At 37.6% G+C, this 26114-nt stretch carries 27 protein-coding genes; 18 read left to right on the top strand and 9 right to left on the bottom strand.

Annotation, left to right across the window (positions count from 1 at the left end):
* The first annotated feature begins 118 nt into the window (after positions 1 to 118).
* The 10 genes from AB8P06_RS11120 to AB8P06_RS11075 all read left to right on the top strand — a co-directional run bounded on the left by AB8P06_RS11120 (position 119) and on the right by AB8P06_RS11075 (position 10629).
* Positions 119 to 964 carry an NAD(P)-dependent oxidoreductase gene (locus tag AB8P06_RS11120; protein WP_369841564.1) on the top strand — a complete coding sequence of 282 codons (846 nt, stop codon included), beginning with the start codon at positions 119 to 121 and terminating at the stop codon, positions 962 to 964.
* Positions 965 to 1030: 66 nt separating this feature from the next.
* Positions 1031 to 1486 carry a PPC domain-containing DNA-binding protein gene (locus AB8P06_RS11115; RefSeq protein WP_369841562.1) on the top strand — a complete coding sequence of 152 codons (456 nt, stop codon included), beginning with the start codon at positions 1031 to 1033 and terminating at the stop codon, positions 1484 to 1486.
* 236 nt (positions 1487 to 1722) lie between these two features.
* The gene (locus AB8P06_RS11110; RefSeq protein ID WP_369841559.1) at positions 1723 to 2562 is read left to right on the top strand and encodes an SDR family NAD(P)-dependent oxidoreductase; all 840 of its coding nucleotides are present in this window, start codon (positions 1723 to 1725) and stop codon (positions 2560 to 2562) included.
* Positions 2529 to 2840 (top strand): Atu4866 domain-containing protein, encoded by a 312-nt coding sequence (locus AB8P06_RS11105; RefSeq protein WP_369841557.1) that lies wholly within the window; start codon positions 2529 to 2531, stop codon positions 2838 to 2840. Before AB8P06_RS11110 ends, AB8P06_RS11105 begins: the two co-directional genes overlap by 34 nt.
* Before the next feature lie 3 nt (positions 2841 to 2843).
* Complete coding sequence (locus tag AB8P06_RS11100; RefSeq protein WP_369841554.1) at positions 2844 to 3758, top strand: helix-turn-helix domain-containing protein; 915 nt, start codon at positions 2844 to 2846, stop codon at positions 3756 to 3758.
* A 123-nt stretch (positions 3759 to 3881) separates the two neighbouring features.
* Positions 3882 to 4904, top strand: a complete 1023-nt coding sequence (locus tag AB8P06_RS11095) for a ligase-associated DNA damage response exonuclease (RefSeq protein WP_369841552.1) — start codon at positions 3882 to 3884, stop codon at positions 4902 to 4904.
* A complete protein-coding gene (locus AB8P06_RS11090) occupies positions 4901 to 6481 on the top strand; it encodes an ATP-dependent DNA ligase (protein ID WP_369841549.1) in 1581 nt (526 codons plus the stop codon). Before AB8P06_RS11095 ends, AB8P06_RS11090 begins: the two co-directional genes overlap by 4 nt.
* A 1-nt stretch (position 6482) precedes the next feature.
* The gene (locus AB8P06_RS11085; protein WP_369841547.1) at positions 6483 to 8927 is read left to right on the top strand and encodes a ligase-associated DNA damage response DEXH box helicase; all 2445 of its coding nucleotides are present in this window, start codon (positions 6483 to 6485) and stop codon (positions 8925 to 8927) included.
* A 252-nt stretch (positions 8928 to 9179) separates the two neighbouring features.
* A complete protein-coding gene (gene pdeM, locus AB8P06_RS11080) occupies positions 9180 to 9824 on the top strand; it encodes a ligase-associated DNA damage response endonuclease PdeM (protein WP_369841545.1) in 645 nt (214 codons plus the stop codon).
* Between the two features lie 73 nt (positions 9825 to 9897).
* Complete coding sequence (locus tag AB8P06_RS11075) at positions 9898 to 10629, top strand: MBL fold metallo-hydrolase (protein WP_369841543.1); 732 nt, start codon at positions 9898 to 9900, stop codon at positions 10627 to 10629.
* 6 nt (positions 10630 to 10635) lie between these two features.
* Here the strand turns inward: AB8P06_RS11075 and AB8P06_RS11070 are convergent, their stop codons facing one another.
* Positions 10636 to 10977, bottom strand: a complete 342-nt coding sequence (locus tag AB8P06_RS11070) for a helix-turn-helix transcriptional regulator (protein WP_369841541.1) — start codon at positions 10975 to 10977, stop codon at positions 10636 to 10638.
* A 535-nt stretch (positions 10978 to 11512) separates the two neighbouring features.
* Between AB8P06_RS11070 and AB8P06_RS11065 the strand changes: the two genes are divergently transcribed.
* Both AB8P06_RS11065 and AB8P06_RS11060 read left to right on the top strand, forming a co-directional pair.
* A complete protein-coding gene (locus AB8P06_RS11065) occupies positions 11513 to 12106 on the top strand; it encodes a Crp/Fnr family transcriptional regulator (protein ID WP_369841538.1) in 594 nt (197 codons plus the stop codon).
* Positions 12107 to 12119: 13 nt separating this feature from the next.
* Positions 12120 to 12587, top strand: coding sequence for a PCC domain-containing protein (locus AB8P06_RS11060; RefSeq protein WP_369841535.1), 468 nt, complete (start codon positions 12120 to 12122; stop codon positions 12585 to 12587).
* Positions 12588 to 12589: 2 nt separating this feature from the next.
* Here AB8P06_RS11060 and AB8P06_RS11055 read toward each other — a convergent pair whose 3' ends face one another.
* Together AB8P06_RS11055 and AB8P06_RS11050 are read right to left on the bottom strand one after the other, a co-directional pair.
* Positions 12590 to 13174, bottom strand: coding sequence for a 5'-methylthioadenosine/S-adenosylhomocysteine nucleosidase family protein (locus AB8P06_RS11055; RefSeq protein ID WP_369841532.1), 585 nt, complete (start codon positions 13172 to 13174; stop codon positions 12590 to 12592).
* Positions 13175 to 13352: 178 nt separating this feature from the next.
* The gene (locus AB8P06_RS11050; protein ID WP_440132424.1) at positions 13353 to 14567 is read right to left on the bottom strand and encodes an MFS transporter; all 1215 of its coding nucleotides are present in this window, start codon (positions 14565 to 14567) and stop codon (positions 13353 to 13355) included.
* 196 nt (positions 14568 to 14763) lie between these two features.
* On the opposite strand from AB8P06_RS11050, the gene AB8P06_RS11045 reads away from it, so the two are divergent.
* The 4 genes from AB8P06_RS11045 (at position 14764) to AB8P06_RS11030 (ending at position 16537) form a co-directional block, all read left to right on the top strand.
* The gene (locus AB8P06_RS11045) at positions 14764 to 15354 is read left to right on the top strand and encodes a TetR/AcrR family transcriptional regulator (protein ID WP_369841529.1); all 591 of its coding nucleotides are present in this window, start codon (positions 14764 to 14766) and stop codon (positions 15352 to 15354) included.
* 69 nt (positions 15355 to 15423) lie between these two features.
* Positions 15424 to 15882, top strand: coding sequence for a hypothetical protein (locus AB8P06_RS11040; protein ID WP_369841527.1), 459 nt, complete (start codon positions 15424 to 15426; stop codon positions 15880 to 15882).
* 2 nt (positions 15883 to 15884) lie between these two features.
* The gene (locus tag AB8P06_RS11035; RefSeq protein WP_369841524.1) at positions 15885 to 16187 is read left to right on the top strand and encodes a DUF3817 domain-containing protein; all 303 of its coding nucleotides are present in this window, start codon (positions 15885 to 15887) and stop codon (positions 16185 to 16187) included.
* A complete protein-coding gene (locus AB8P06_RS11030) occupies positions 16184 to 16537 on the top strand; it encodes a rhodanese-like domain-containing protein (RefSeq protein WP_369841522.1) in 354 nt (117 codons plus the stop codon). Before AB8P06_RS11035 ends, AB8P06_RS11030 begins: the two co-directional genes overlap by 4 nt.
* A gap of 317 nt (positions 16538 to 16854) precedes the next feature.
* On the opposite strand, the gene AB8P06_RS11025 is transcribed toward AB8P06_RS11030, so the two are convergent.
* From AB8P06_RS11025 to AB8P06_RS11010, 4 genes are all read right to left on the bottom strand, one after another.
* Positions 16855 to 17499, bottom strand: a complete 645-nt coding sequence (locus AB8P06_RS11025; protein ID WP_369841521.1) for an NADPH-dependent F420 reductase — start codon at positions 17497 to 17499, stop codon at positions 16855 to 16857.
* Between the two features lie 91 nt (positions 17500 to 17590).
* Entirely contained in the window at positions 17591 to 18199 is a 609-nt protein-coding gene (locus tag AB8P06_RS11020) for a Crp/Fnr family transcriptional regulator (protein ID WP_369841518.1), read from the bottom strand.
* Positions 18200 to 18687: 488 nt separating this feature from the next.
* Positions 18688 to 19515, bottom strand: a complete 828-nt coding sequence (locus AB8P06_RS11015; protein WP_369841516.1) for a tyrosine-protein phosphatase — start codon at positions 19513 to 19515, stop codon at positions 18688 to 18690.
* Positions 19516 to 19524: 9 nt separating this feature from the next.
* Positions 19525 to 22437, bottom strand: a complete 2913-nt coding sequence (locus AB8P06_RS11010) for a TonB-dependent receptor (protein ID WP_369841514.1) — start codon at positions 22435 to 22437, stop codon at positions 19525 to 19527.
* Positions 22438 to 22692: 255 nt separating this feature from the next.
* On the opposite strand from AB8P06_RS11010, the gene AB8P06_RS11005 reads away from it, so the two are divergent.
* On the top strand, positions 22693 to 23862 hold the full coding sequence (locus tag AB8P06_RS11005; protein WP_369841512.1) for a helix-turn-helix domain-containing protein: 1170 nt from the start codon (positions 22693 to 22695) through the stop codon (positions 23860 to 23862).
* 5 nt (positions 23863 to 23867) lie between these two features.
* Here the strand turns inward: AB8P06_RS11005 and AB8P06_RS11000 are convergent, their stop codons facing one another.
* Positions 23868 to 25106, bottom strand: coding sequence for a Na+/H+ antiporter (locus tag AB8P06_RS11000; RefSeq protein WP_369841511.1), 1239 nt, complete (start codon positions 25104 to 25106; stop codon positions 23868 to 23870).
* Between the two features lie 212 nt (positions 25107 to 25318).
* On the opposite strand from AB8P06_RS11000, the gene AB8P06_RS10995 reads away from it, so the two are divergent.
* Positions 25319 to 25825 carry a pyridoxamine 5'-phosphate oxidase family protein gene (locus AB8P06_RS10995; protein ID WP_369841508.1) on the top strand — a complete coding sequence of 169 codons (507 nt, stop codon included), beginning with the start codon at positions 25319 to 25321 and terminating at the stop codon, positions 25823 to 25825.
* A 54-nt stretch (positions 25826 to 25879) separates the two neighbouring features.
* Here the strand turns inward: AB8P06_RS10995 and AB8P06_RS10990 are convergent, their stop codons facing one another.
* Positions 25880 to 26113, bottom strand: coding sequence for a thioredoxin family protein (locus AB8P06_RS10990; RefSeq protein WP_369841506.1), 234 nt, complete (start codon positions 26111 to 26113; stop codon positions 25880 to 25882).
* Position 26114: the final 1 nt, after the last annotated feature.

Raw genomic sequence — 26114 nt, 5'->3', positions numbered from 1 at the left:
GTTCAGATTGTTTTTATTTTATGTTTTAAATTTACAAGAGATAAAAGGACGGAAATAAAATTCATGTGCTTTTAAAGCCATATAGTTTAACAATCTTTAGCACTTAATAAAAAAACAAATGGAAACAGAAAAAATAGGATTCATCGGATTAGGAAATATGGGGCATCCGATGGCAAAAAATTTAGAAAAAGCAGGGCTTACACTTTCGGTTTTTAACAGAACGGCAGAAAAAGCAGAAGATTTTAAAGACAAATCTATCGTACGCAGCAGTGTGGAAGAGCTGGTAAAAAACAGTGATATCATATTTACCATGCTTACCAATGATCATGCTGTGAAAGAAGTCTATAAAGAAATCCTGTCTTTGAATATCAGCGGTAAGCTGTTTATAGATATGAGTACCATTTCTCCGGATGCCACCAATGAGATGGCCGGTGCAGTAAAAATAAAAGAAGCGGGCTTTATTGATGCACCGGTGGCAGGAAGTACAAAGCCGGCAGCCGACGGAACATTGATTATAATGGTTGGTGGTGATGAAAAAGATGTACATCGGGCAGAACCTTATTTACAGAAACTGGGAAAAATAATCAGGCATCTGGGAGAAAACGGAAAAGGAATTGCCGCAAAGCTGTCAGTCAATTATTTTTTGTCAACAATTTATCAGGGGCTTGCTGAAACGGTTTTATTCGCCGGTAAATTAGGAATAGAACGGAAAGACATGTTGGAAATCATCAATGAAAGTGCAAGCGGAAGCGGTGCCACAAAAGTAAAAACCCCTTTGCTGATTGAGGATAATTATGATCCGGCATTCGCATTAGACCTGATGCTGAAAGATATTCTTCTGGCAAGAGATGCTGGGGCTGATTATCCTTTGTCGGAAACTTTGATAAAAACCTATCAGGCAGCTCACGATGAAGGTTACGGGGAAGACGATGTCATCGGAATTATCAATTATCTTAAAAAATAATAAATCTGAGGCAGCAAATCTGTTTAAACTGCTGAAGACAATTATTATCAATTACACCAATCAAATATGGAAATACAGAATTACAAAGGCAACAACTGGACCGCCAGAAAAGTTGATAATACCTTTGTTGTAAGCCTAAAAAACGGATCCGGCATTATAGAATCCCTGACTGATTTCGTGGTCAGCCAACACATTCAGTCAGGCGAGGTTACCGGAATCGGAGCAGTGAGTGAAGCCACCTTGCGTTTCTTCCAGCCTTCTACTAAAAAGTATGTTGACAAAACCTTCAATGAACAGATGGAAGTAAGCAATATTTCCGGAAATGTATCTGAAATTGATGGTAAACCCCTGCTTCATTTACATATTACTTTAGGAAGACAAGACTACACGGCATTGGCAGGACATCTTCTGGATGCTAAGATCAATGGTGCCGGAGAGTTTTTCTTTTACCCTTTAAACACAAAAATAAGCAAGACCAAAGATGAAGATGCCGGAATTAATTTCTACAATTTTGAAAAATAATGATCTGTAGATTAAATTTTGTTTTTTTTTTAGTCTCGCAGATTATGCAGATTGAGCAGATTATCAGTGTTAGAATCTGGTGATATAGAAGCTTATATAATATCCTAACCTCTTTAAAAATCTAACACTTTAAAGTCCCATTCACGATTTGATTACATCACCAACGGATCTGGTTACATAGAAAACTTTCTTCCTTACCATCTTTGCAACATAATTTAATACTAAAAATTAAAAAAATGGAAACAAAAAAAGTATGGTTGGTCACAGGAGCTTCAAAAGGTTTGGGACTTACATTAATTAAAAAGCTATTACAGGAAGGTTTTAAAGTGGTGGCTACAAGCCGCAATACAGAATCTTTGATTAACGGGATCGGAAATGCGTCAGAAACATTTTTGCCGCTGGAAGTTGATTTAACAGATAATAACAGTGTAAAACAGGCTGTTGAAAAAAGCATTGCTCATTTTGGCAGACTGGATGTCATCGTAAATAATGCCGGATATGCGCAGATAGGAACTTTGGAAGAGCTTTCCGATGAAGAATTAAGAGAAAATTTTAATGTCAATGTATTTGGATCGCTAAATGTCATCAGAAATGTAATGCCGTATTTGCGTAAGCAGAAATCAGGGAATATATTTAATATTTCATCGATTGGAGGTATTTTAGGAAACTTTGCAGGCTGGGGAATTTACTGCTCCACTAAATTTGCAGTAGCAGGATTTACAGAAGCATTGGCAGAAGAAGCTAAGGAGTTCGGAGTAAAAGTAACCGTTGTTTATCCGGGATATTTCCGTACAGATTTTCTTACTCAGGGTTCTGTGAAAACGCCGAAACAGCCGATCATGGAATATGAAACGGCACGTCAGTCTGAGAAAACACATCTTGACAGCATCAATGGAAGCCAGCCCAACGACCCTGAAAAAGCTGCTGAAATATTAATCGCTGTCAGTAAAGAGCAAAATCCACCGGTACATTTATTATTAGGAGCCGATGCCTATGAAATGCTTCAAAATAAAATCGAGATCCTTAAAAAAGATACTGAAGAATGGAAACACCACACACTTTCAACATCATTATAGATCATCTCAAAATGAATACAACGATAGAAGAAACAAAAGAATATATTGGAATGTGGATGACTAAAGACGGCCATATCCGTCACGAATTATTGCCCGATAACCAATATGATGAAGCAAGAGGCAGCCGAAAAAGCGCCTATCAGGGAAGTTACACCGTATCAGGAAATCATATCGATTACAAAGACGATACAGGATTTACGGCAGACGGCGAATTTAAAAACGACATTTTATACCATGGCGGTATGATTTTGTATAAAGAAAACAGATCATTAAATTAGCATATGAAAAAGACATTTCGCTTTAATTCAATCGCTGAATTCCACAATTTCTGCAATCTTCCCAATCCTGAGCATCCGCTGATCAGTCTTGTTGATTACAGTAAGGTCTCTTATCCGGTGGATGACAGTGAGATGAAATGGATTCAGAACTTCTATTCCGTTGGGTTGAAGCGGAATGTCAATGCTAAATTCAATTACGGACAGCAGCAGTATGATTTTGATTCAGGAGTACTTACTTTTATTTCTCCGTTGCAGTTTTTAAAAGTGGAAATCAATCCTGAGGCTAAAGTAGAACCCACCGGCTGGCTGTTACTGATTCATCCCGATTTCCTGTGGGGAACTTCTCTCGCTAAAAAGATCAAATCATATGATTTTTTTCAGTATGCGGTTAATGAAGCATTATTTCTTTCAGATAAAGAAGAAAATGTGATTGTAGATATTCTCCGGAATATTGAAAAAGAATATCAGTCTAATATTGATAAATTCAGCCAGGAGCTTATCGTAGCTCAGGTAGAGTTACTGCTCATTTATGCCGAAAGATATTATGAGCGGCAGTTTATCACCAGAAAAAAAACAAGCCATGAAGTTTTAGATCGTTTTGAAGAAATTCTTTCCGGATATTTTCAAAATGAAAAATCCATCAATAACGGAATTCCCACAGTAAAAGCCATCGCTGAAGAAATGAATATTTCCCCAAACTATTTAGGAAGCCTGTTACGCATTCATACCCAGCAAAATACCCAACAGCATATCCAGAATAAAATCATTGAATATGCCAAAGAACGTTTAAGTACAACAGCTTTATCTGTCAGCGAAATTGCCTATGAATTGGGATTTGAGCATCCGCAGTCATTCAGTAAACTGTTTAAACAGAAAACCAGTCAGTCGCCTTTAGAATTCAGGAATTTCTTTTCATAAAGTATTCCGGATGATGATCATGGAATTTTCTTTTTAAAAAAGGATGAAAAATAGGATTAACTCATCCGTTTTTAAGAATTTGGTTAGATTTTTGAATCATAAAATACAAACCAAATCACACCATTGAAACTAATTACATTCACAAAAAAAGGAATTTATTGCCCGCAGGGAAAATTTTATATTGATCCGTGGCGACCTGTTGATATGGCGGTCATTACTCACGGTCATGCCGATCATGCCCGGTGGGGAATGAAAAAATACCTTTGCCATCACTTTACAAAACCTATTTTATACCAGAGAATCGGTGCCGATATTGATTGCCAGAGTGTAGAATACAATGAAGTGGTTAATATCAATGGGGTAAAAGTTTCGTTACATCCGGCAGGACATATCATAGGATCAGCACAGATCAAATTAGAATACAAAGGCTATATCAGCGTCATCTCCGGAGATTATAAAATTCAGGATGATGGATTAAGCACTCCTTTTGAACTGGTAAAATGCAATGAATTTGTCACTGAAAGTACTTTCGGACTTCCCATTTACAATTGGTTCGAAATTGATGATCTTAATAAAAGACTTCAAAACTGGGTACTGAGAAATAAAGAAAACGGAAAAACTTCCGTGTTTATAGGCTATTCTCTTGGAAAAGCCCAACGGATTATGAAAGCTGTGGAAGGTCTTGGAAAAATACACGTTCACTACTCTATCGGAAAACTGAACGAAGCTTTTGAAAAAGTGGGAATAACCCTTCCCGACTATGAAATCCCCGATTTTAAAGAAAGTACAAAACATCTGCAGAATGAAATTGTCATTGTGCCGCCTGCGCTTTTAGACAGTAGCATTATCAGGAAAGTACCCGACGCAGCAACAGCAATCTGCTCAGGCTGGATGCAGGTTCGTGGTGCCAGAAGATGGCGGAGTGCCGATGCCGGATTTCCTATGAGCGACCATGCCGATTGGAACGGATTATTGCAGACTGTAAAAGCCACCGAGGCCGAGATTGTACACGTTACCCACGGCCAGACCGAAGTCTTTTCAAAATACCTCAATGAGATCGGAATGAAAGCTGATGTCGTGGAAACATTATATGGCGAAGATGAAGAAGAAACTGAAAAAGAAATCATAGAAAATCCGGAGCCATGAAACATTTCGCAGAACTCATCAATGCCCTCGAAAGCACCAATAAAACCAATGCTAAAATTGATGCCATTATCGATTACCTGGAGCGCGCCCCGGAAGCCGATAAAGTATGGTTTATTGCTTTATTTACAGGAAAAAGGCCCAAGAGGAATGTCAATACCAACCTGATGAAAGAGTGGGCACTGGAAATTACAAAACTTCCCTTCTGGCTTTTCCAGGAAAGCTATTCTTCCGTAGGCGATCTCGGCGAAACCCTTTCATTAATCCTGCCGCAGCCAACAGAAAAAATTGACCGTTCCCTTTCACAATGGATGACCGATATTATCAGCTTAAAAGATAAAACCGAAGCCGAAAAAAAAGAATTTGTCCTGCAATCCTGGAACGGATTAGACTATACCGAAAGATTGATTTTCAATAAATTATTAGGCGGAAGCTTCAGAATCGGAGTTTCATCAAAAACACTGATCAATGCGCTGACCAAATATTCAGGGCAGGAAACCAGTACCTTAATGCACAGCATGATGGGGAAATGGGAACCGGATAAAATTTCATTTAAAGAGTTGATTTCAGCAGAAAATGTAAATCCGGACAACTCAAAGCCTTATCCGTTCTGCCTTGCCTACCCTTTGGAAAAAGAGCTTGAAGAATTGGGTGCACCGGATGAATGGCTGATCGAATATAAATGGGACGGAATCCGCGGACAGATCATCCGGAGAAATGATGAAGTGTTTATCTGGTCAAGAGGAGAAGAGCTTGTGACCGAACAGTTTCCTGAAATCGTGGAAACGGTAAAAGCGATGACCGGAAATTTTGTCCTCGATGGAGAAATACTTGCAGTGAAGGATAATAAGGTTTTAAATTTTAACGAATTACAGAAAAGACTGAACAGGAAAAATATCACTAAAAAAATGCTTTCAGACATTCCGGTTGAAGTTTTTGTTTATGATTTAATAGAGCTAGAAGGAACCGATCTGCGCGAGAAACCGATCTCTGCAAGAAGAGCAATGCTGGAAGAATTACTCCTCAATCAAACCCCTGATAAAATCACAATATCTAAAATTATTGAATTTGAAAAATGGGAAGAGCTCAATACCATAAGAGAAAATTCCCGGGAGATCAACAGCGAAGGACTGATGCTGAAACAAAAAAACTCACCTTACCATTCCGGAAGAAAAAAAGGCGACTGGTGGAAATGGAAAATCAATCCGCTCACGCTTGATGCCGTGCTGATCTATGCTCAAAAAGGCAGTGGCAGGCGAAGCGCTTATTATACTGATTATACGTTTGCCGTGAAAAACGGAGACTCTTTGGTGACGATTGCAAAAGCATATTCAGGGTTAACTGATAAAGAAATAATGGAAGTCAGCCGTTTCGTCAATAAAAATGCCATTGAAAAATTCGGGCCGGTGCGTACCGTAAAAGCCGAATTGGTTTTTGAAATTGCTTTTGAAGGAATAGGATTCAGCAGCCGTCATAAAAGCGGTGTAGCCCTGCGCTTTCCAAGAATTGTAAGATGGAGAAAAGATAAAACCGTAGATGAAATAGATAACCTGGAAGAAATAAAAAAACTGATTCAATAAATTGACTGCTTTTGAAAATACCGACGGATTCAAAGTCATTCAGCAATGGATGACCGATAAAGGTATTCCCCCTTTCAGATTTCAGCTGGAAACCTGGCGGAAATATGCAAACGGCTATAGCGGAATGGTGATTGCCCCTACAGGTTTCGGGAAAACTTATTCTGTATTTTTAGCATTGATTTCAGATTATCTCAGCTATCCTGACCGATATAAAAAAGGGCTTAAAATGATTTGGGTCACTCCACTCCGGTCCCTGGCAAAAGATATTGCAAAAGCAATGCAGGAAGCCATAGATGAGATAGGCCTGGATTGGGCTGTCGGAGTGAGAAACGGTGATACAGATCCGAAAGTAAGACAACAGCAGGTTAAAAACATGCCCGAAATTCTCGTAGTAACTCCTGAAAGCCTTCATTTGCTTCTTGCCCAGAAAAATCATGCGAGATTTTTTAATGCCTTACATTGTATCGCTGTAGATGAATGGCATGAATTATTAGGATCAAAGCGAGGTGTTATGGTAGAACTTGCTGTTTCCCAGCTAAGAAAATATGTCCCGAAAATTAAGATCTGGGGCATTACAGCAACCATCGGAAACCTCGATGAAGCCATGGAAGTTTTGATTCCTTATAATATTAAAAAGACAAAAATTACGGCTAAAGAACAAAAGAAAATTGAAATTCTTTCCGTTTTTCCTGATGAAGTTGAAACATTGCCGTGGGCAGGCCATCTCGGAGCTAAACTGGCAGATAAAATAGTTCCGATCATCCTTAATTCAAAATCCACCATTGTATTCACCAATACCCGAAGCCAGAGCGAAATGTGGTATCAGCTGCTGTTAAATGCGCATCCGGATTTTGCCGGACAAATTGCGATTCATCATAGTTCTATTGATGCTCATTTACGAATCTGGATTGAAGAAAATTTAAGCAACGGAAAATTAAAGGCCGTGGTTTCCACTTCATCTTTAGATCTGGGAATCGATTTTAAACCTGTTGATACCGTGATTCAGATAGGATCGGCAAAAGGGGTTGCCAGATTCCTGCAGCGGGCCGGAAGAAGCGGGCATTCCCCTTTTGAAACATCTGTCATTTATTGCGTTCCTACGCATTCTCTGGAATTAATTGAAGTAGCAGCGTTAAAAGAAGCAATCAAACAGAAAGTGATAGAGCCCCGTGAGCCACAGGTTTTATGCTTCGATGTTCTCGTTCAGTTTCTGATGACTCTGGCTGTTGGTGACGGCTTTTATCCTGAAGAAACCTATGAAAGGATTAAAGAAGTTTATACTTTTCAGGAAATTACGGATGAAGAATGGAAAAGTATCCTGGACTTCCTGACGATCGGAGGAAGCGTATTGAAAAGCTATGAAGAATACCATAAAGTCGTGGTGATGGATGACGGCTTGTTTAAAGTAACCTCAAGGAGAATCGCAATGCTTCACAGGATGAATATGGGAGCCATTGTAAGCGATGCCATGCTCAAAGTGAAATTTATTTCGGGCGGTTATATCGGCATGATTGAAGAATATTTTATTTCCAGGCTGAAAAAAGAAGAAAAATTTATCCTGGCAGGAAGAGCTCTCGAAGTTGCTATGGTAAAAGATATGACGGTGTATGTACGTTCAGCAAAAGGCAAAGCTCAAACACCAAGTTATTTAGGCGGAAGATTACCATTGAGTTCCAACTTAGGGCATTTTCTGAGAGAAAAGCTCTCCGGAGCGTTAAATCCCAAAGCTTCAGAAAAAGAGCTGAAATTTCTCCATCCTTTACTGGCCAGTCAGGAGCAAAGATCTCATATTCCCAGGGAAGATGAATTTCTGGTTGAACTTATTAAAAACCGCGAAGGTTATCATTTATTTATGTACCCTTTTGAAGGTCGTTTGGTACATGAAGTAATGGCTGCATTAATTGCATACCGGATTGCAAAACTGGCGCCGATTTCCTTTTCAATGGCTATGAATGATTATGGCTTTGAACTATTCAGTGATAAGGAAATTCCGTTAAAAGAAGAAAATTTAGACCGGATTTTAACCCGGGAAAATTTAATGATCGATGTGATTTCAAGCATTAATTCTGCAGAAATGGCGCGCAGAAAGTTCAGGGATATTGCAGTAATCTCAGGAATGGTGATCCAAAATTTTCCGGGACAGCAACGCTCCAACAAAGCTTTACAAAGCTCTGCCGGACTGATCTTCAAAGTGCTGGAAGATTATGACCCGAATCATTTTCTCGTGCGGCAGGCTTATACGGAAGTATTTAACATGCAGCTTCAGGAGCAGCGGTTGGTAGAAGCTTTCAAAAGAATCGAAAAAGCTAAAATTATTTTAAAATATTCCAATACCTTTACTCCGCTAAGCTTCCCGATAAAGATCGACAGCCTCCGTCAATCATTATCCAGCGAAGGATTGGATGCGAGGATAAAACGGCTGTTGCAACAAGCGGGAAAAAGTTAGGAGTTATGAATTATGAGTTAGAAGTTAAAAGTTAGAAGTTAGAAGTTGGAAGCTGGAAGCTGGAGGTTCTGGTAGTCATTTTTATACTTAAAGACTTTATTACTCATAACTCATAATTCATAACTTATAATTCATAACTCAAAACTCATTACTTATCAATTATCATCTATAAATTGTAAATTGTAAACTCTCAACTCTCAACTCTCAACTCTCAACTCATAATTCATAACTCATAACTCATAACTCAAAATCATGAATCTTGCTACCAAAAATATCACTCTTCAAAACGAAGTTTTTACTTTAACCAACCAGCGTGCTGTGTTTTGGGAAAAGCAGAAAGCATTGATTTTGTCTGACCTTCATATCGGGAAGACTGCTCATTTCCGGAAAAACGGTATTGCACTGGCAAATCATATCATGAAAAATGATCTTGAGAGATTATCAGTTCTGATCGCTTATTTTCAGCCTGAACAGTTTATTGTGGTTGGGGATCTGCTTCATGCCGGAGATAATTCTGATGTGGATGAATTCTGTAACTGGAAAAATCAGTATCCTGAGCTGAAATTCTTTCTTATTGAAGGAAACCACGACCGGATCTCAAAAGAACTTGAAGCAAAGCTTTGTTTTGATTTTAAAGCCCAATTATTGGAAACGGATCATTTTATTTTTGTACATGATTTTGATAAAGCAGAGCAGAAATTTCAGATTACAGGGCATATTCATCCCGGGATTGTATTAAATTCCACTGTGAAAAATCTTAGGCTTCCCTGCTTTGTACAGACTTCCAATCAGCTGTTGCTGCCGGCTTTCAGTGAGTTTACAGGTTTGGATACAAAAAACATTCCTAAAGATGGAAAGTTTTTTGTATTTACAGATGCTGAGATTCACGAGCTGTAATCATCGGTTTTACCGATGATCGGTATCGAAAAAAACGTTTTACAGTTTTAGAAATATTGAGGAAATTTGCAGCATGAAAATCATTCCACTAAAAGAAGGCAATTTCTCGACCGGTAAGACTAAGGATTTCACACTTCTGACAGAAGAGAATTTTGATAAGGTAAAAGGAATCAAAATGTCTGTACAGCCGTTTTTGATTATTACGGAAAAGGATTATATCATTCTGGATGCCGGAATCGGGTGGAAAAATAATGCAGGAATAACGGTTATTTCTGAAATTCTTGAAAAGGAAAATATTTCTCCCGGTCAAATTACGAAAGTCCTTCTCTCCCATCTTCATAAAGATCATATTGAAGGAATCATCAAACATACGGAAAATGGTTTCGAATCCTTTTTTCCCAATGCTGAAATATACATCCAGAAACGTGAGCTGGATTTTGCAATGGAAAATAAAGGAAACCCATCTTTTGATTTTGATGCTTTGGAAAGGCTGATCCAATTGCCTCATATTATCTGGATGAATGACGATAAGGGACAGATTACAGAAGAAATTTCTTATGAAGTTGTGGGTGGGCATACCCCTTTTATGCAGGTTTTCTGGATTACCGATGAAACAGGAACTGCTTTCTACGGGGCAGACAATCTTCCACAGGCATCTTACCTGAAATACCACGTTGTCTACAAAAGCGATTATGACGGCAGAAAAGCAATGGAATTAAGGCAAACCTGGCAAAAAGAAGCTGAAGAAAAACACTGGAAAATACTGCTGTATCATGATCTTGATCAGGCTGTATTAACTTTTTAATCCGGGTTATAAATCGTTAAACCATTTGTAAATATCAACTTCAGAAGGAATGTAAAGCTTTTTCCGGAGCCTGTTTTTACGGTTTTGAACAGCCTTGGGGGTAACATACGTATAGGTTGCAATCTCTTTGGTGGATAAATTGAGTTTCAGATAAATGCAGAAAATCAATTCCGAATTTTTAAGATTAGGCTGTATAGCAGATAATTTATCAAAAAAAACAGGGTAAACCAGTCTGAATTTGTTCAGTAAACGAGGGGAATTTTCTTTGGCTAATGCTATAATTTCGTCTTGAGCAAAAATTTTTTGGTTTAAATCTTCTAAATTGAATTCAGGTTTTTCGTTTTTCATAATACTTTTTCTCATCTCTAAGTGCTGTAGCTTCCATCCATATTTTTAGGCTACTACAGAATTAAATCCATTTTCTTACCGTTTCTTTCAGTTCTGAAATTGGTAAATCAATAAATTGTACCGTATAGATTTTTCAAAATTTCATTATATCCTTTGATTTGGTTAAAAATATTATCAGATTTTTTCTGATAATATTTAAATAAAGGCAAAGTAAGAAAAAATGATTAGCATTTTCTCAAATTGAAATACCACATAGGTACCACGTGAAGCCTTTTAAATACTGTGGTTACCCTAATTTTTAATGTTATTTCCGAAATTTATTGTTTCTACCGGCAAGGCTTCAAATTTAGTTGAATATTTCGTATACTTTTTATGACTATGATCAATGTTTTCAGTAATTTTAAGAAAAAATAATATCCCGGATGTGGTATGTATGTGGTATGCTATTGTTAGGATCTTTGATAAAATAAGTCTCTCTTTACTTAAATGATTATTAATATTATCAATCATTTGTAATAATCTTAAATAAAATATCATGATTTCTGAACAGTTATTACTTACTTATGGTGCCGATGTTAAAAATTATAAAGCCAATGAAATAATTTTTCGTGAAGGTGAGTTTTCGAATTATTATTTTCAGATCTTGAAAGGAAAAGTTAAACTGAATAATTACAACGAAGATGGAAAAGAGTTTATTCAGAATATTTTTTCAGATAGTCATAGCTTCGGAGAATCGATTTTATTTGTAGAAAAACCCTATCCTATGAATGCAATAGCCCTGAACCCATGCAGCGTTCTGAGATTGCCAAAATCCGGTTTTTTTAATTTAATTAAAGAAAACCAGGACATTTCGATGAATATTTACCATTGCCTTGCCGACAGGATGTATCACAAATATATCATGTTTTATAACCTCTCCTTTCAGAATCCTTCATCTAAATTAAAGTTGCTGATGGATTATCTTAAAAGCTACCATGAAGATAAAACGCCCTATTCTTTTCAGATCCCTTTGACCCGGCAACAACTGGCTTCACTTACGGGGCTTTGTGTAGAAACGGTGATACGGGTGATAAAAAATATGGAAAAAGAAAATATTTTAAAAATCAGAAACCGGAAAATCTTTTACTAAAAAACTAAAAACCATGAATTCACAAACTGTAAAGGGAAATCTCTGGATTGCCCGGAAAATAGAGAATGCTTACATTCTAAGCCTTGAAGACAGGGCAAGCGTGATCGATACACTAACCGATTTTATGCTGAACCAAAAAATAAGGGCCGGAAAAATATCCGGTGTTGGTGTTCTCGATAACGTTATCCTTCGTTTCTTTGATCCTTTGTTAAAGAAGTATTTGTATGGTGAATTGTCAGATTTCATAGAAGTGTATGATATCTCAGGAGTTGTTTCTGAATTTGAAGGAAAATCTCTCCTGGCTCTGGAAATCAGACTGGAAAGCGAAAACCATACTGTATTATCCGGGCATATGATGGATGCAACGGTTTCCGGTAAAGCCGAATTCCTTTTTTATCCTTCAGAAGATCATATTGAACCTTCTAAAAATAAAGCGAAGAAGCCTGATCTTACGAAACTTAATTATTGGAGCAGGAATTGATATTATTCTGAAAACAATATTTTTTTGAATGCTTCACCGGCCAGATGTACCTGTACCGACCAATCATCGGCTGCATCACTTCCTGCGTCATCTGAAATGTACTTCAGGCACAGGAACGGAATGTTTTCTTTCATGGCAATCAAAGCTAATGGATATGCTTCCATATCAACGATATTGTAGTCGGTTTCCGTGTGATCCATCTCAAAGCTGTCACCGCTTCCGCAGATTCCGGTTTTAAGATGATCAATTTTTAAACCGTATTCCAGTACCGGAGGGATTCCTGATAACGGGGTTTCAAATTTTTTGAAGCCAAGCCCGCGTACATCCATATCACGCTGGATAAATTGGGTACAGCAGATCACCTCTCCTTTATGAAAACTTTTGCTCCCAGCCGAACCCAGATTAACGATGAGCTTTGGCCGGTTCAGAAGAATTTCTTTCATTAAAGCCGATGCTGCATTTACTTTACCGATTCCGGTGATCAATTTATGATTTTCATGAAAAAATTCTCCTGCTTCAGATTCCAGGGCAAAAACAAAAAGGATATCCGAAACTGCATACACGGATTCATCATTAATTCTTATCATTGATCAGTCAATTTTGTGCTGCAAATATAAAGATTAGTTAGGAGTTAGAAGTTATGAATTATGAGTTGAGAGTTGAGAAAAATAGATATTAATGAGAAAGGTCTTAATTATAAAACGACCTATCAAAACTTCCAGCCTCCAGCCTCCAACTTTTAACTCATAATTCATAACTTCTAACTCATAACTTACTAAGCTTAATGCTGTACAACGTAATAATCACAGTAACCACCAGAAATAAAGCTCCGATCCATGGTGTGCTTCCTAATCCTAAAGAAGATGTTACAATAAGGCCTCCGGTGTATGAACCTATCGCAATCCCAATGTTGAACGCTGCAATATTGATTCCTGAAGCTACGTCTTCGGTTCCGGGAAGTTCTTTTTCTGCGATCTGCACCACCAGAAGCTGTAACCCGGGAACTGATGCAAAAGATAAGGCTCCAAGGAAAAATAATGTTATGATACTCAATACAGAACTGTGTACGGTAAAATAAAATATAAATAATACCAGACCTTGTGCGATAAACATCCACAACAGGGCTTTCAGGGGATTTTTATTGGCTATTCTCCCACCTATCAGGTTTCCCAGGGCGATGGCAATTCCATAGATCAGCAGGATAAAGGTTACCAGTGATTCTTTCAGTTCGGTAATTTCCTGTAAAACCGGAGAAAGATAGGTAAAAACAACGAATGTTCCCCCGTATCCCATCGCAGTCATTAAGAAGGCCAAAATTAAACGTTTATTTGCCAGCACTTTCAGCTGTTGCTGCAAGGAAGCTGTTTTTCCGTTTTGTAAATCAGCAGGAACGAGGATCATACTTGCCAGTAATCCGATAATTCCTAAAATGGCAACTCCGATAAAAGTGGCTCTCCAGCCGAAATGCTGTCCGATGAAAGTTCCCAGCGGAACACCCGTAACAATGGCAAGGGTAAGCCCTGCAAACATGATGGAGATGGCAGTTGCTCTCTTTTCTTCAGGCACTAACGACGCAGCAATCGTAGAACCGATGGAAAAATAAACCCCATGAGCAAAACCTGTCAGTATTCTCGCCAGAATTAAAGTAATAAACCCGGGTGCTATTGAAGCCAGCCCGTTTCCGATCACAAATAAAAGCATGATAGAGATCAGGAGAATTTTGCGGGGAACTTTTCCTGTAAGTGCTGTAAGTACAGGAGCTCCGATAGCCACGCCGATAGCATAAAGGCTTACTAATAATCCTGCAGACGGAATAGATATTCCCAGGTCTCCTGCTACAGTCGGTAAAAGGCCGACAATGACAAATTCTGTAGTCCCGATTCCGAATGCACTGATGGTTAGTGCCCAGAGTGCAGCAGGCAGTCCTTTTTTTATGGTTTTGTTTTCCATAGTAGTGGAAATTTCTTTTTGATAATTCATTGTATTATGTTTTTGAATGTTGTTTCAACACTGCAAATTTCCGGTGAAATATTGTATTATGAAAATTATTTAAATAGTAGTATTCTATTATAATAATGATAGTTTAATCTTTGCGCTATCTTTTTCCAATTAATCTGAAAATTTGATATGATGATAAAAAATTGTTCCTTTGTAAAAAAGACCAACCGGTATCTTTATGAAAAAGTCTGAATCCACAAGATTGAATATTCTTCAGAAAGCATTTGACCTGATTTACACAAAAGGATATCAGACCACAAGTGTTGATGAGATTATTGCCACAACGCAGGTAACGAAAGGAGCCTTCTATTATCACTTCAAAACCAAGGATGATATGGGACTGGCAATCGTTAATGAGCTTCTCAGACCGACCTTCAAAACAACTTTTATTGATTCGCTGGAAAACGCAGTGAATCCGTTAGATAGCATCTATCAGTTAATGTATTCCATCCTCATGGAAAATGAATTTTTAAAGGTGGAATACGGATGCCCGGCTTCTAATTTTACCCAGGAAATGGCTCCCTGGAATATTGAATTTACCAAAGCTCTAAACAGTCTTTCGCTACAGTGGGAAAATGCGATGATCGATTGTATCGAAAAAGGAAAGAAAAACGGAACTGTGAAAAGTGATGTAAATGCCAAAGGCGTTGCAATTTTCGTGATGTCCGGGTATTGGGGAATAAGAAATCTAGGAAAATTAGAAAACAGTAAATCAGTTTATCTTGTTTATTTAAAGCAGCTTAAGACTTATTTTGAAATGATAGGATAATTTTTTTATTTAAAAACATACTAATTAGTATGTTTTTGTTATACCTTTGTCACGAGATAAAAATAAATCATGTACCAAACCTTAACTTTTTTGCACTCAACCTTTCGCTGGCTGGTTTTATTAAGTCTTTTATATGTCCTATTCAGAGCATATAAAGGTTATTTTTCAAATAAAGAATTTTCAAAAACCGATGATTCGGTGAGGCACTGGACGGCTACAATTGCTCATATTCAATTGGTGCTCGGTATCACGTTATATTCTCAAAGTCCGATCATTAAATACTTCTGGAAGAATTTTACTACTGCTAAAGAATCTTTTGACCTGTTATTTTTCGGATTGATCCATATTTTCCTGATGCTGTTTTCCATTGTGATCATCACGATTGGGTCAGCGATAACCAAACGAAAAACTACGGATAAAGAGAAATTTAAAACCCTTATGATCTGGTTTACAGTGGCTTTGATTGTCATTTTCATTGCTATTCCATGGCCCTTCTCTCCTCTTGCTAACAGACCTTATTTCAGATAATTATGATGCATTTATTACAGTCAAAAACCGGACGTTTACGAATCCTCGCCTTTCTTGAAGGAATTTCATTATTAGTCTTAATTTTCATTGCTGTCCCTGTAAAATACTGGATGGGAAATCATTCTTTTGTCAAGCTGATGGGACCTGTTCACGGAACCCTGTTCTTGCTTTTTCTATTCAATACATTGAGTGTAGGAGTTGAACAGCAATGGAAGTTTAAAGAAACAACCTGGAAAGTGCTTGTGGCGTGCTTTATCCCTTTTGGGACATTCTATATTGACAGAAAAATTTTGAGTAAATTATGAAGAACCTGTTAATTGTCTGTGGAATTATCCTCGTAATATATTGTGCTTACCGTGTTTACAAATACCAGAATCTGGATAATGGCCTGGATCAGCTCATTAAGAAAGGTGCTGTTATTCTGGATGTAAGAACGGAGAAGGAATATGAAACGGGACATATAGCCGGTTCGGTAAATATTTCATTAGGAACCATCAGAGAAAGATATGTGGAACTGGATCCGGATAAAACCTATATTACGGTATGCTCACACGGGCTTCGAAGTGTGAAAGTTGAGCAGATTTTAAAAGAAAAAGGTTTTAAGCACGTTTATAATGGTGGCGCCTGGAGTGATTTGCAGAAAAGCTTAAAATAAAAAATATCGAAAGAGCGGAAATCTCTTTCGATATTTTGAATCATTTGTTTTTGATTGAGGATAAATAAGGTAACTATATGCTATTTTACACTCAATCATTTTTTATCAATGCAGAGCTTTTAAAATCCGACTGCTATATTTTAAGAAAAGCAAAGAGAAGCAGCAAAACTGCTATGAAACATTCTTTTTGAAAATCTGTTTTATAGATTAAAAAACTTATATGTCCGATCATAATCTTTCTTTACGATATAAAATCTATCATTGAAAGAAACCAGAAATAATAAGGGTAAAATAGTATATAGTTACCTTAAATAATTTTAAATTTTTTGTTTTGCTTCAGCTAAAGTCACAGTTTTCCCTAACGCACCAAATTCATGCAGATCTCCGAAAACCTCAATTCTGATCGATTGATCCAACCCACCGATTCTTAATGCATCAAAGCCGCTGTCGTGGATTAGTTTTTCAACCTCAGAATCAATACCGGTATCATCTGTCGCATAAAATAATACTGATTTTTCAGGACTCTGATAAGCAACGTTTGCTAATGATCCCGCACTCAAAGTACCCAATGCTTTGACCAATTTTGCATGAGCAGGTAAGAATGTTGCATTGATCTCTCCTGCCGATTCTTTCTCTCCGATAATTTTTTTGAAACCTCCGTTTTCCGCCGGAGCGATAGGATTGGATGGATCCACAATAATTTTTCCTTCCAGATCAGCAGAATATTCTTTGATGAACCCTCCGATGGTTCCGAATGGAATTGCTAACACTATGATATCTGAATTTTTTACAGCATTCGGGATGTCACTTGCTTCCGCATTCCATTTTTCGGAAAGCTCTTTTGCTTTTTCTACATTCCGGTCGGCAGCGATGAAGCTGCGGTTAGATTTTGCAAGGTTGCCTGCAACTGCCTGTCCGATATTTCCTAAGCCGATTACGGCTACTTTTGATGATGTTGTCATAACGATTTCTTTTTTAAATTTATACTGCAAATATCTCATGAAAAGTGGTTTCTTTCCAATAAACTGCATCAAGAAATAGTATTGACCTGGTTTAAGATTTCGGTTTCACAAGCCTGTTTCTCATTCTGCTGAGAAATTCGGGGGTAATGCCTAAGAAGGAAGCAATTTGGGTCTGCGGAAGCCGATTGGATAAGTGAGCATAGATTTTCATAAAAGAAAGATAACGTTCTTCAGCCGTAGAGCTTATATTCTGCAACAAACGGTCCTGAAGGGCCACAAAACTGTTTTCAATTAAAACCCTGAATATCCTGTCAAATTTCGGTGCGCCGGTGTAAAGCCTGATCAGGTTTTCATGACTGATCTGAAGAACCATCGTGTCTTCCAGGGCATCAATATTTAATTCGGACGGTGTTCTTTTATGAAAGCTTCCGATATCGTTTATCCACCAGTTTTCCGGGGCAAACTGAAGAATGTGGGTATTCCCTTTTTCATCTACTTTGTACATCCTGAGACAACCGCGGATCACAAAATTAAACTGGCTACAAAGATCTCCTTCCTGAAGTACATATTGTCTTCTTCTGTACAGCCTTGATTTGAAAAGCTCCGTTACAAGCATACGTTCTTCATTGTTTAAAGGAATTACCTTATTGAAATATTCAATTAACGGTTCTACCGAGGCCTGTATCAGATTTTCTTTCATATGAATGTTTCTTATAACAAATTTACAATTCCTGAATAAACTGATGTAATTTTTTAACGGAAACTAAAAACAAATAAGCCGCCTCAAAAGTTGAGACAGCTTATTCTATTTAAATCTAACTGAGTGTAAAAGATGATGATGAATGGTCAATAGTGAATTTTGCTTTGCAAGTGAATTGTTAATATTGATAAACAATGGGTTAGTCTTAATTCAACTTAAAACCTTAATCAACTTAATGGTTTAAAAGTGAGTGGTGAATTTTGCTTTGTAAGTCAATTGTTAATATTGATAGTCAACAGATCAGTCTTGATTCAACTTAAAACCTTAATCAACTTAATGGTTTAAAAGTGAGTGGTGAATTTTTGCTTTGCAAGTGAATTGTTAATATTTACAATCAACACATTGGACAATAAATATTTTGGATATTTAAAAATTCACAAGCGAAGCGAATTGACCATTGATTTGCAAAGCAAAATTCACTTCTATCACTATTTTGTATATTTCTGTTTCAGGATCATCACTTCATTAGGCCCTATTCCCATTTCCACCTGGAAAAAGTTTTCAACGCTGCCGTATTTTTTGTTGATGGCTCCAAAGAAATTTCTGATCAGCTCAGGTCTTAGTTCCATCTGTTGTTTTATTTCAGCTTCACTCATTCCTGCCATTTTTGAAAGACCGGAATACATGTTTTTCATGGTAGGATTTTTAGCTAAATAAAAATTTGAGGCTACATAATCTTTTTCGATCACATCCTGCGGAACTCCTAATATATTCAGGAATAATGCTGTTGCCATACCTGTTCTGTCACGTCCGCCCGTACAGTGGAATAAAAGCGCTTCATCAGACGGCAATGTCAGTAACTGTACGAATAAAGGTCTGTATCTTTCTCCGAAATATGGAAGTCCGCCTTCTCCGTACATATCAAACAGGAAATTTTTATCTTTTAAAAATTTGGCCATATCCTGTGCCGTCGGAAGATTGTTGCTTCCTGCAGGACATAGAAGATAATTTGTATTCTGCGGTAGTCTGTCCGGTGCTTTTTTAGCTTCTTCAATACCTCTGAAATCGACTACTGATGCAATTTTTCTGTCTTTAAAAGTCTTTAAATCTTTGTCGGATAATTTATCAATAGCATCGCTTCGGTATACTTTTCCTAAAACGACTTCTTTTCCGTCGGTTGTTTTGTAACCTCCCGCATCTCTGAAGTTATAAGCGCCTTCCATTTTTACAACGCGACGAAGGCTGTCGCTGATCTGTGCATTTGCCGTTGCTCCCATCGCAACCATCACGGTCATTGTTAATACTAATTTTTTCATGTATTTATTTTAAAATATTTGCCAACGGATTCCTAATTGTCCTCTGCTTCCATACCATTCATTGGATGTTACTCTTTTCTTATTATCACCCATGTACAATCTTAAGCTTTCATTGCTTAAGTTATTCAGCTCAATAAAGACCTTAATCTTTTTATTAATATCATAGCTTGCCGAGAAGTCAACCGTAAAATTTTTGTCTGACCAGATGTAATAATCAGGTCCCAGTTTCTGATTGATGGTTTCTACTGATTTTCCTCTGTAATTTCCTGCCAGACGGATCATTACTTTTTTATTTTCATAATACAAAATAGCATTGAACAGGTTTTTAGACTGATTCGGTAATGTTGTTTTATCAAAATACTGAATCCCGTCAACCGTTCTCGGAACTTCAACTTTTGAATCTATGAAGGTATAATTGAATTCAACTCCGAAACCACTCCAGAATCCCGGTAAAAAATCAAAACGCTTATTGATTCCTGCTTCAAAACCAAACAGATTGGAATCCTGAAGATTTTTAGACTGGGTAACCATATAATCTGTTCCGCCGATATTCAACATTGAGGTATCGGAGAATACAATATTTGAGATCTTTTTATAAAATACCCCACCGGAAAGAATCCCGATATTATTGAAGTAATACTCTCCCATCATATCAAAATTATGGCTGAAAGTAGGCTGCAGATCCGGGTTACCTCTTGTAATCGTGAACGGATTTGAAGTATTGTCTATGCTGGATCCCGGAGACATATCTCCAAAATTCGGTCTGATAAATGATTTTGTATAGGCAAATCTCAAGCTTGATTTAGGTGAAAAATTATACCGTAAATGAAGCATCGGAAGAAATGCATTGTAATTACTTTCCACAACTGAAGGGCTGATCACGGTAGTTGCAGGAGTTCCCTCTTTTGTTGCTTTGGAACCGTTTAATGTAAGTCTTGTTGATTCATTTCTGAAACCACCGACAATTTTAAACTTTTCACTGGCTTTGATTTCGGCCATTGCATAGGCTGCAAAAACAGATTCTTCCCCGGTATAAACACTCGTAGCATTAGATTCTGCATTTGAAAAATCCCTGAAGCCGTATTGCTGTAAAAACTCAGGTGAATACATCTGGAAAAGCTGATCCTTTGTCGGCGGATTCATAATATATGAACTGTAGTTTCCATTCATTCCGTTTAAAAACTCTGTTCCTTTTGGCGGATTTGTTGTTGCCAGCTGAGAAAGAGTCAACAATGCCGGAGAATTCGGAATTCCGACAGAAGCGCCCGGAAGAAACACGGCATTATATCCGAATGTGCTTGTACGGTCTTTGTCGCGGTATTTTGCACCGACTTTTAAGGTGATATTCGGGTTGAGATCATACTTCAGGTTTAATCTTGCGATCTTGTCCCTTTCATTGTTATCCAGTTTTGAAATAACCAGCTGGGATAATAAGAGCTTATTAGCACTCATTACTTCATTAGGATCTTTTACATCAGATCCGTAATTAAGGTATTCACCTCCCGTTCCATCCGGAGAATCAAAGCCCCAGTATCTTTTACCATCACTTGAAAGGTTATTAAACCCACCGGTAATTTTCTGCCTGAAAGTGGAAATCGGAAGCCCTTTGATATCATTGGTTGATGGTGTATCAAGGAAATATTTGGCCTGATAATCACTCAGCATCCAGTCAAGGCTTAATTTTTGAGAGATACTGTGCTCACCGCCTAATTCCATCCCATATAATTCGGTCTGATAATGCGAATATCTGAAGTTATACTGATAACGGCTGTTGGTATAGTCTACATAAGATTCATAAACAGGACGGATATCATCAAACTTATTAAACATTCCTCTGAAATAAAGCTTATTATTTGCATTAAACTTGTATTCAAGCCCACCGTTCAGGCCTATTGTTCTTCTGGTTCCCATATATCTTTTCATCATGATGGTACTGATCGATTTTTTCTGAACATCATTTGCCACACCGGTATTATAAGTCACATCAAATGAATCGGCACCCCACTGTCTGTCCCAGATCGCTCCTGATAAAAGGACCCCAAGCTTGTTTTTGAAAAAACGGTCACCATACACAAGAGAAGCATTATAAGTTCCGTCCTGGGAAAAAGTATTGTAACCACCGGCTCCGCTCACACTCAGTGTTTTCTTTGCCGGAGCTGTTCTTGTAATAAAATTGATGCTTCCGCCGATGGCATCACCATCCATATCGGGAGTAATGGCTTTGGAAACCTGCACAAACTGAATCAGCTCTGAAGGAACCACATCAAGAACGAAAGACCTGTTACCTAAAACATTGGCACTCGGAAGACGGTTTCCGTTAAATAAAGCCGAGGTCCATGCAAAAGGAGTTCCTCTTACAGTGGCCTGGTCTGCTTCTCCATGATACCTGGCTACAGCAACACCCTGAACTCTCTGTACGGCTTCTGCAGCGTTCCTGTCCGGTAATTTTCCAATGGCATCGGCTGCAATAACTTCCATAATGGCGTTGTTATTTCTTTTGATTTCGTATGCTTTGGCCTGGGTTAGAGCATTAGGTCTTGTAAAAACCACCTCCTGAATATTTCCGACCTTATCTTTTGTAACCTTATCTTCAGGAATTATCGTAATATAACCGATATCGTTGGTTCCTTCCTTTACGGTAACCGGAAATGTCTGGGTTTCATATCCGATGTATTCAACTTTAATCATAATATCACCCAGTTTTGGTGAAAGTACATTGAAATCTCCGTCTAAAGATGAAGCTGTTTTGGCATCGGTATCTACAATCGAAATATTGGCTCCGGGAAGTGCACCGTTTGTTTTACCGACAACAGTTCCTTTTATGGTTTGAGCCTGTAGTGTTCCAAAAGAAGCCATTAGGAAAAAAGCGGATATCTGAATGATTCCTGACCTTCGTTTTGAAAAACCAATAGAATTGTTCATAATTTTTTTTCAGCAAAATTGGGAAGATTGTTATTCTGTTTCGTCCTTCAGAAAAAATCACCGAATAAAACGTGTCACTCGTTGGATTAATACCAATACTATACTGATTATCAGTTTGTTAATTTAATTTAACTGTTTGTTATTTATTTATGAACCCTATATTAATAAGCGAATCAAATTTTTAATAGATAAATAACAGGATTGAGAATCGTAAAATGCAGATTTTGTATTTATTTTGTACAAACCTAAGGAAGAATGCAATATATAGTTATCATCGGGGCTTTTCAGGCCCTTGTGGCCCTTTGGCTTTTACAGTTCAGAGAGAGAAAGTCACCTTCGAATTATCTGTTTATTTTCCTGCTTTCTGCGATTGCCGTTCACCTGACGATCAAGTTTGTTATCTTCAATTTTATTCCTGACGAAAGTATCAGACAGCAGATGAATACGTTTATCGGAGTCTGTTATGGCCCTTTGATTTATTTATATACTTTAAGCAAAACAAAAAAAGGATTTTCCGTAGCCACCAAATGGTATATTTTTATTCCGCTTTTTTTACTTATGATTGCTTATTTCACGATTTCCTGTGTCTTTATTATTCTAAATCATGTCGATCAGAAGCTGCTTGATTTGTATAATAATTTCAGCTTAAATTTAATTTTCATCATCAATTTATATTATCCTGTAAAAAGCATTTTAATCGCCCGGAAAACCCGATTCAAAAGCCTTGAAAAGATTGAATATGATGTTATTACCAGGATTTGTTATTGTATTTTGCTGATGGAACTTGGCGTCATTGTTTCCAAAACCTTATTATATATTTATCCTGATGAAGCGCAGCTTATTAATATTTCGATAAGAAGCGTGGCTTACTTTTTATTACTGGTAATCTGTCTTTTAATTGTAAGAAAAAGCCTTAAAACAGAAGTAATTACTATTCCCGAAATCGATTCTGATTATCATCCGAAGATCTCTGTCAATCAAAATAGTAATGAAGGCAGCCTGCCATTGAACATCATTGATTATGATATAAAATTCAATGAATTATGGCAGAAAATGGATGATTCTGTGAAGCAGCAGCAGCTTTTCCGGAATTGCGATTTAAATCTGGATGAGCTGGCCATTAAAACCGAAATCAATAAATACCAGATCAGCGAAATGCTGAATGGTTACAAGCATAAGCCTTTCTATCGCTACATCAACGAATACCGGATAGAATATTTCAAAAAAATTGTTGAAAAGGCTATAGAAAAGAATGAACATATCAATTTTCTCTCTTTTGCCTATGAAGCAGGATTTAAGTCTAAGTCTTCCTTTAACCGTTATTTTAAAGAGATTATAGGAAAAACACCTTCAGAATATTACAAAAGCCTGATCAATGAGAGCAAAGAATCAGCTTTTGAAAACCTGTATCGGGGAAGTGCTTAAAACTTTTATGTTTTAAACTTTTTTACAATCCAGGGTAAAGTAAGGCCCTGGCCCAACAAAGAAATCAATACTACGACCACAGACAGAAAAATAATTTCGTTACGCATCGGAAAAGGTTCGCCATTATCCAATGTGGCCGGAATACCAATAGCGATGGCCAGGGAGACAATTCCCCGCATTCCCGACCAGGTAATAATGAAGCTGGTTTTAGAATCGAACAAGGCATCTTCACTGATTCGGCGTTTCCCCTGGAAAGCTCTCTGAAGATTGAACTGCTGCAGATAAACCCTTGCCATTCTGATCAGTAATGTGATCAATACGATGATCGCGGCATATCCGGTGTAGGTCCAGACTTCTATATGTGGCATTCTTTTTAAAATAATCGGAAATTCAAGGCCTATGAGTAGAAAGATCAACCCGTTCAAAAGAAAGATGATGATATCCCAGAAGTTACGGGACTGTTCTTTCACATGATCCGGAAACTTATTTTTGCTGAGTTTTGACATTCCTAAACCCAGAACAACAACCGCAATCACTCCGGATACTTTAAAATGTTCTGCAATCAGATACGTGACAAACGGCATTAAAAGAATCAGGCTGTTGACCACCATCGCATCGGTACGAAAGAACCTGATGATAAGGGATAATGCTTTAAAAATAATCCAGCCGATTAAAAAACCGCCGCCTAATACAACTATGAATTCTAAAGAGGCTTTCCAGGTTACAAAGGCAACTCCGGTGACGGCAGCTACTGCAAAACGATAGGCCACCAATGCCGAAGAATCATTAATCAGACTCTCCCCTTCCAGTATCGTCACTGTTTTATGAGGAAGACCTAATCCTTTAGTAACCCCGACAGCTGCCACAGCATCAGTTGCAGAAAGAATAGCTCCCAAAACAAAAGCCAGTGGCCACGTCATTCCGGGAATTAAATAATGAGTTAAAACAGCAATCCCGACAGTGGTAATAAACACAAGGCCAATTGCTAGTGTACCGATCGTGTTAAGATTGGTTTTAAATTCCTGAAATGAAATATTAAATGCAGCATCATACAGCAAAGGCGGCAGGAAAAGGAGCATAATAATTTCCGGGTTGATCTCAATTTCAGGCATAGAAGGAATGAAGCCTATCAGTATCCCGACAATCAGGAGAAGCATCGGTACTGGAATTTTAATTTTACCGGCAAGACCCGATACCCCGATCATCAGGGCCATAATCATTAAGATGACAGTATAGTTTTCCATTAAAATTCTGTTTCTGTATTAAGATTAACGGATAACCCGGTAATCGTTACTTTAAAAGTAACAAAAAAAAGTATAATCGTGTTTTCTGGTCTGCAGAAAAGTCAACCGAATTTTTTGGTCAGGTTTTTGAACTATCATGCAAATCAAAGAATGATTGAATGTATTATTCATTTTATTCTTGTTTCTAACCCAATCACTTAAAATATTATATTATGTCAACACAAAATCTTACTCATCTCGAGGCAATTAAAAAAATTCAGGAGCTTTCAACGAGTGCCAGAATCTGTATGTTTTGTACGGAATTAGAAAATGTTCCTGTCAATTCAAGGCCAATGACCTTACAGGAAACGGATGACAACGGAAACCTGTGGTTTATCAGCAGCGATACAAGCAATAAAAACTTTGAAATTAAAGAAGACCGGAGAGTACAGTTATTTTTTATGAACAACAGTGATTCACAATACCTTTCAGTGTTTGGTGATGCATCTGTTTATAAGGATAAGGCTACGATTGAAGAAAAATGGTCTGCGATGGCCAAAGCATGGTTTGACGGTAAGGACGATCCCAATGTCTCAATTATCCGTGTAGAGCCAAAAGAAAGCTACTATTGGGATACGAAAGCCGGAAAGCTGGTAAGTTTACTGAGCTTTGTTGCCGCAGCGGTTACAGGAAATAAAACCAATAATTCCGACGGTGTGGAAGGTAATGCAACAGTATAAGTTAATTTAAATAAAAGAAAAGAGGCTGTCCTTATTGAGACAGCCTCTTTTAATTTAGCTTTTTACATCTTCCATTGATGCTCCGAAATTAATGTGCAGTACATTTCCATTGGGAGTTACTAAAGCCGGGACAGATTGTACACCTGCTTTTTCGGCTTCATCAATCTTACTTTTATTTTCACCTAAATGAATGATTTCTACATTTTCAGCTCCGATAAGGTTAACAATATCGTGCTCGGCACTGATGCATACAGGACAACCTGCATGATAAAAAACTGACTTTTTCATC

The organism is Chryseobacterium tongliaonense, from assembly GCF_041224435.1.
In the GTDB taxonomy this organism is placed as follows: Bacteria; Bacteroidota; Bacteroidia; order Flavobacteriales; family Weeksellaceae; genus Chryseobacterium; species Chryseobacterium tongliaoense.
Note: the sequence above shows the minus strand (reverse complement) of the source record. Positions and strands in the feature narration are given on the sequence as shown.

Excerpts from the sequence above, each read along its gene's own strand:
- AB8P06_RS11120 (WP_369841564.1), top strand. The coding sequence starts at position 119 with ATGGAAACAGAAAAAATAGGATTCATCGGATTAGGAAATATGGGGCAT.
- AB8P06_RS11115 (WP_369841562.1), top strand. The coding sequence starts at position 1,031 with ATGGAAATACAGAATTACAAAGGCAACAACTGGACCGCCAGAAAAGTT.
- AB8P06_RS11110 (WP_369841559.1), top strand. The coding sequence starts at position 1,723 with ATGGAAACAAAAAAAGTATGGTTGGTCACAGGAGCTTCAAAAGGTTTG.
- AB8P06_RS11105 (WP_369841557.1), top strand. The coding sequence starts at position 2,529 with ATGGAAACACCACACACTTTCAACATCATTATAGATCATCTCAAAATG.
- AB8P06_RS11100 (WP_369841554.1), top strand. The coding sequence starts at position 2,844 with ATGAAAAAGACATTTCGCTTTAATTCAATCGCTGAATTCCACAATTTC.
- AB8P06_RS11090 (WP_369841549.1), top strand. The coding sequence starts at position 4,901 with ATGAAACATTTCGCAGAACTCATCAATGCCCTCGAAAGCACCAATAAA.
- pdeM (WP_369841545.1), top strand. The coding sequence starts at position 9,180 with ATGAATCTTGCTACCAAAAATATCACTCTTCAAAACGAAGTTTTTACT.
- AB8P06_RS11075 (WP_369841543.1), top strand. The coding sequence starts at position 9,898 with ATGAAAATCATTCCACTAAAAGAAGGCAATTTCTCGACCGGTAAGACT.
- AB8P06_RS11070 (WP_369841541.1), bottom strand. The coding sequence starts at position 10,977 with ATGAAAAACGAAAAACCTGAATTCAATTTAGAAGATTTAAACCAAAAA.
- AB8P06_RS11065 (WP_369841538.1), top strand. The coding sequence starts at position 11,513 with ATGATTTCTGAACAGTTATTACTTACTTATGGTGCCGATGTTAAAAAT.
- AB8P06_RS11060 (WP_369841535.1), top strand. The coding sequence starts at position 12,120 with ATGAATTCACAAACTGTAAAGGGAAATCTCTGGATTGCCCGGAAAATA.
- AB8P06_RS11055 (WP_369841532.1), bottom strand. The coding sequence starts at position 13,174 with ATGATAAGAATTAATGATGAATCCGTGTATGCAGTTTCGGATATCCTT.
- AB8P06_RS11050 (WP_440132424.1), bottom strand. The coding sequence starts at position 14,567 with ATGAATTATCAAAAAGAAATTTCCACTACTATGGAAAACAAAACCATA.
- AB8P06_RS11045 (WP_369841529.1), top strand. The coding sequence starts at position 14,764 with ATGAAAAAGTCTGAATCCACAAGATTGAATATTCTTCAGAAAGCATTT.
- AB8P06_RS11040 (WP_369841527.1), top strand. The coding sequence starts at position 15,424 with ATGTACCAAACCTTAACTTTTTTGCACTCAACCTTTCGCTGGCTGGTT.
- AB8P06_RS11035 (WP_369841524.1), top strand. The coding sequence starts at position 15,885 with ATGATGCATTTATTACAGTCAAAAACCGGACGTTTACGAATCCTCGCC.
- AB8P06_RS11030 (WP_369841522.1), top strand. The coding sequence starts at position 16,184 with ATGAAGAACCTGTTAATTGTCTGTGGAATTATCCTCGTAATATATTGT.
- AB8P06_RS11025 (WP_369841521.1), bottom strand. The coding sequence starts at position 17,499 with ATGACAACATCATCAAAAGTAGCCGTAATCGGCTTAGGAAATATCGGA.
- AB8P06_RS11020 (WP_369841518.1), bottom strand. The coding sequence starts at position 18,199 with ATGAAAGAAAATCTGATACAGGCCTCGGTAGAACCGTTAATTGAATAT.
- AB8P06_RS11015 (WP_369841516.1), bottom strand. The coding sequence starts at position 19,515 with ATGAAAAAATTAGTATTAACAATGACCGTGATGGTTGCGATGGGAGCA.
- AB8P06_RS11010 (WP_369841514.1), bottom strand. The coding sequence starts at position 22,437 with ATGAACAATTCTATTGGTTTTTCAAAACGAAGGTCAGGAATCATTCAG.
- AB8P06_RS11005 (WP_369841512.1), top strand. The coding sequence starts at position 22,693 with ATGCAATATATAGTTATCATCGGGGCTTTTCAGGCCCTTGTGGCCCTT.
- AB8P06_RS11000 (WP_369841511.1), bottom strand. The coding sequence starts at position 25,106 with ATGGAAAACTATACTGTCATCTTAATGATTATGGCCCTGATGATCGGG.
- AB8P06_RS10995 (WP_369841508.1), top strand. The coding sequence starts at position 25,319 with ATGTCAACACAAAATCTTACTCATCTCGAGGCAATTAAAAAAATTCAG.
- AB8P06_RS10990 (WP_369841506.1), bottom strand. The coding sequence starts at position 26,113 with ATGAAAAAGTCAGTTTTTTATCATGCAGGTTGTCCTGTATGCATCAGT.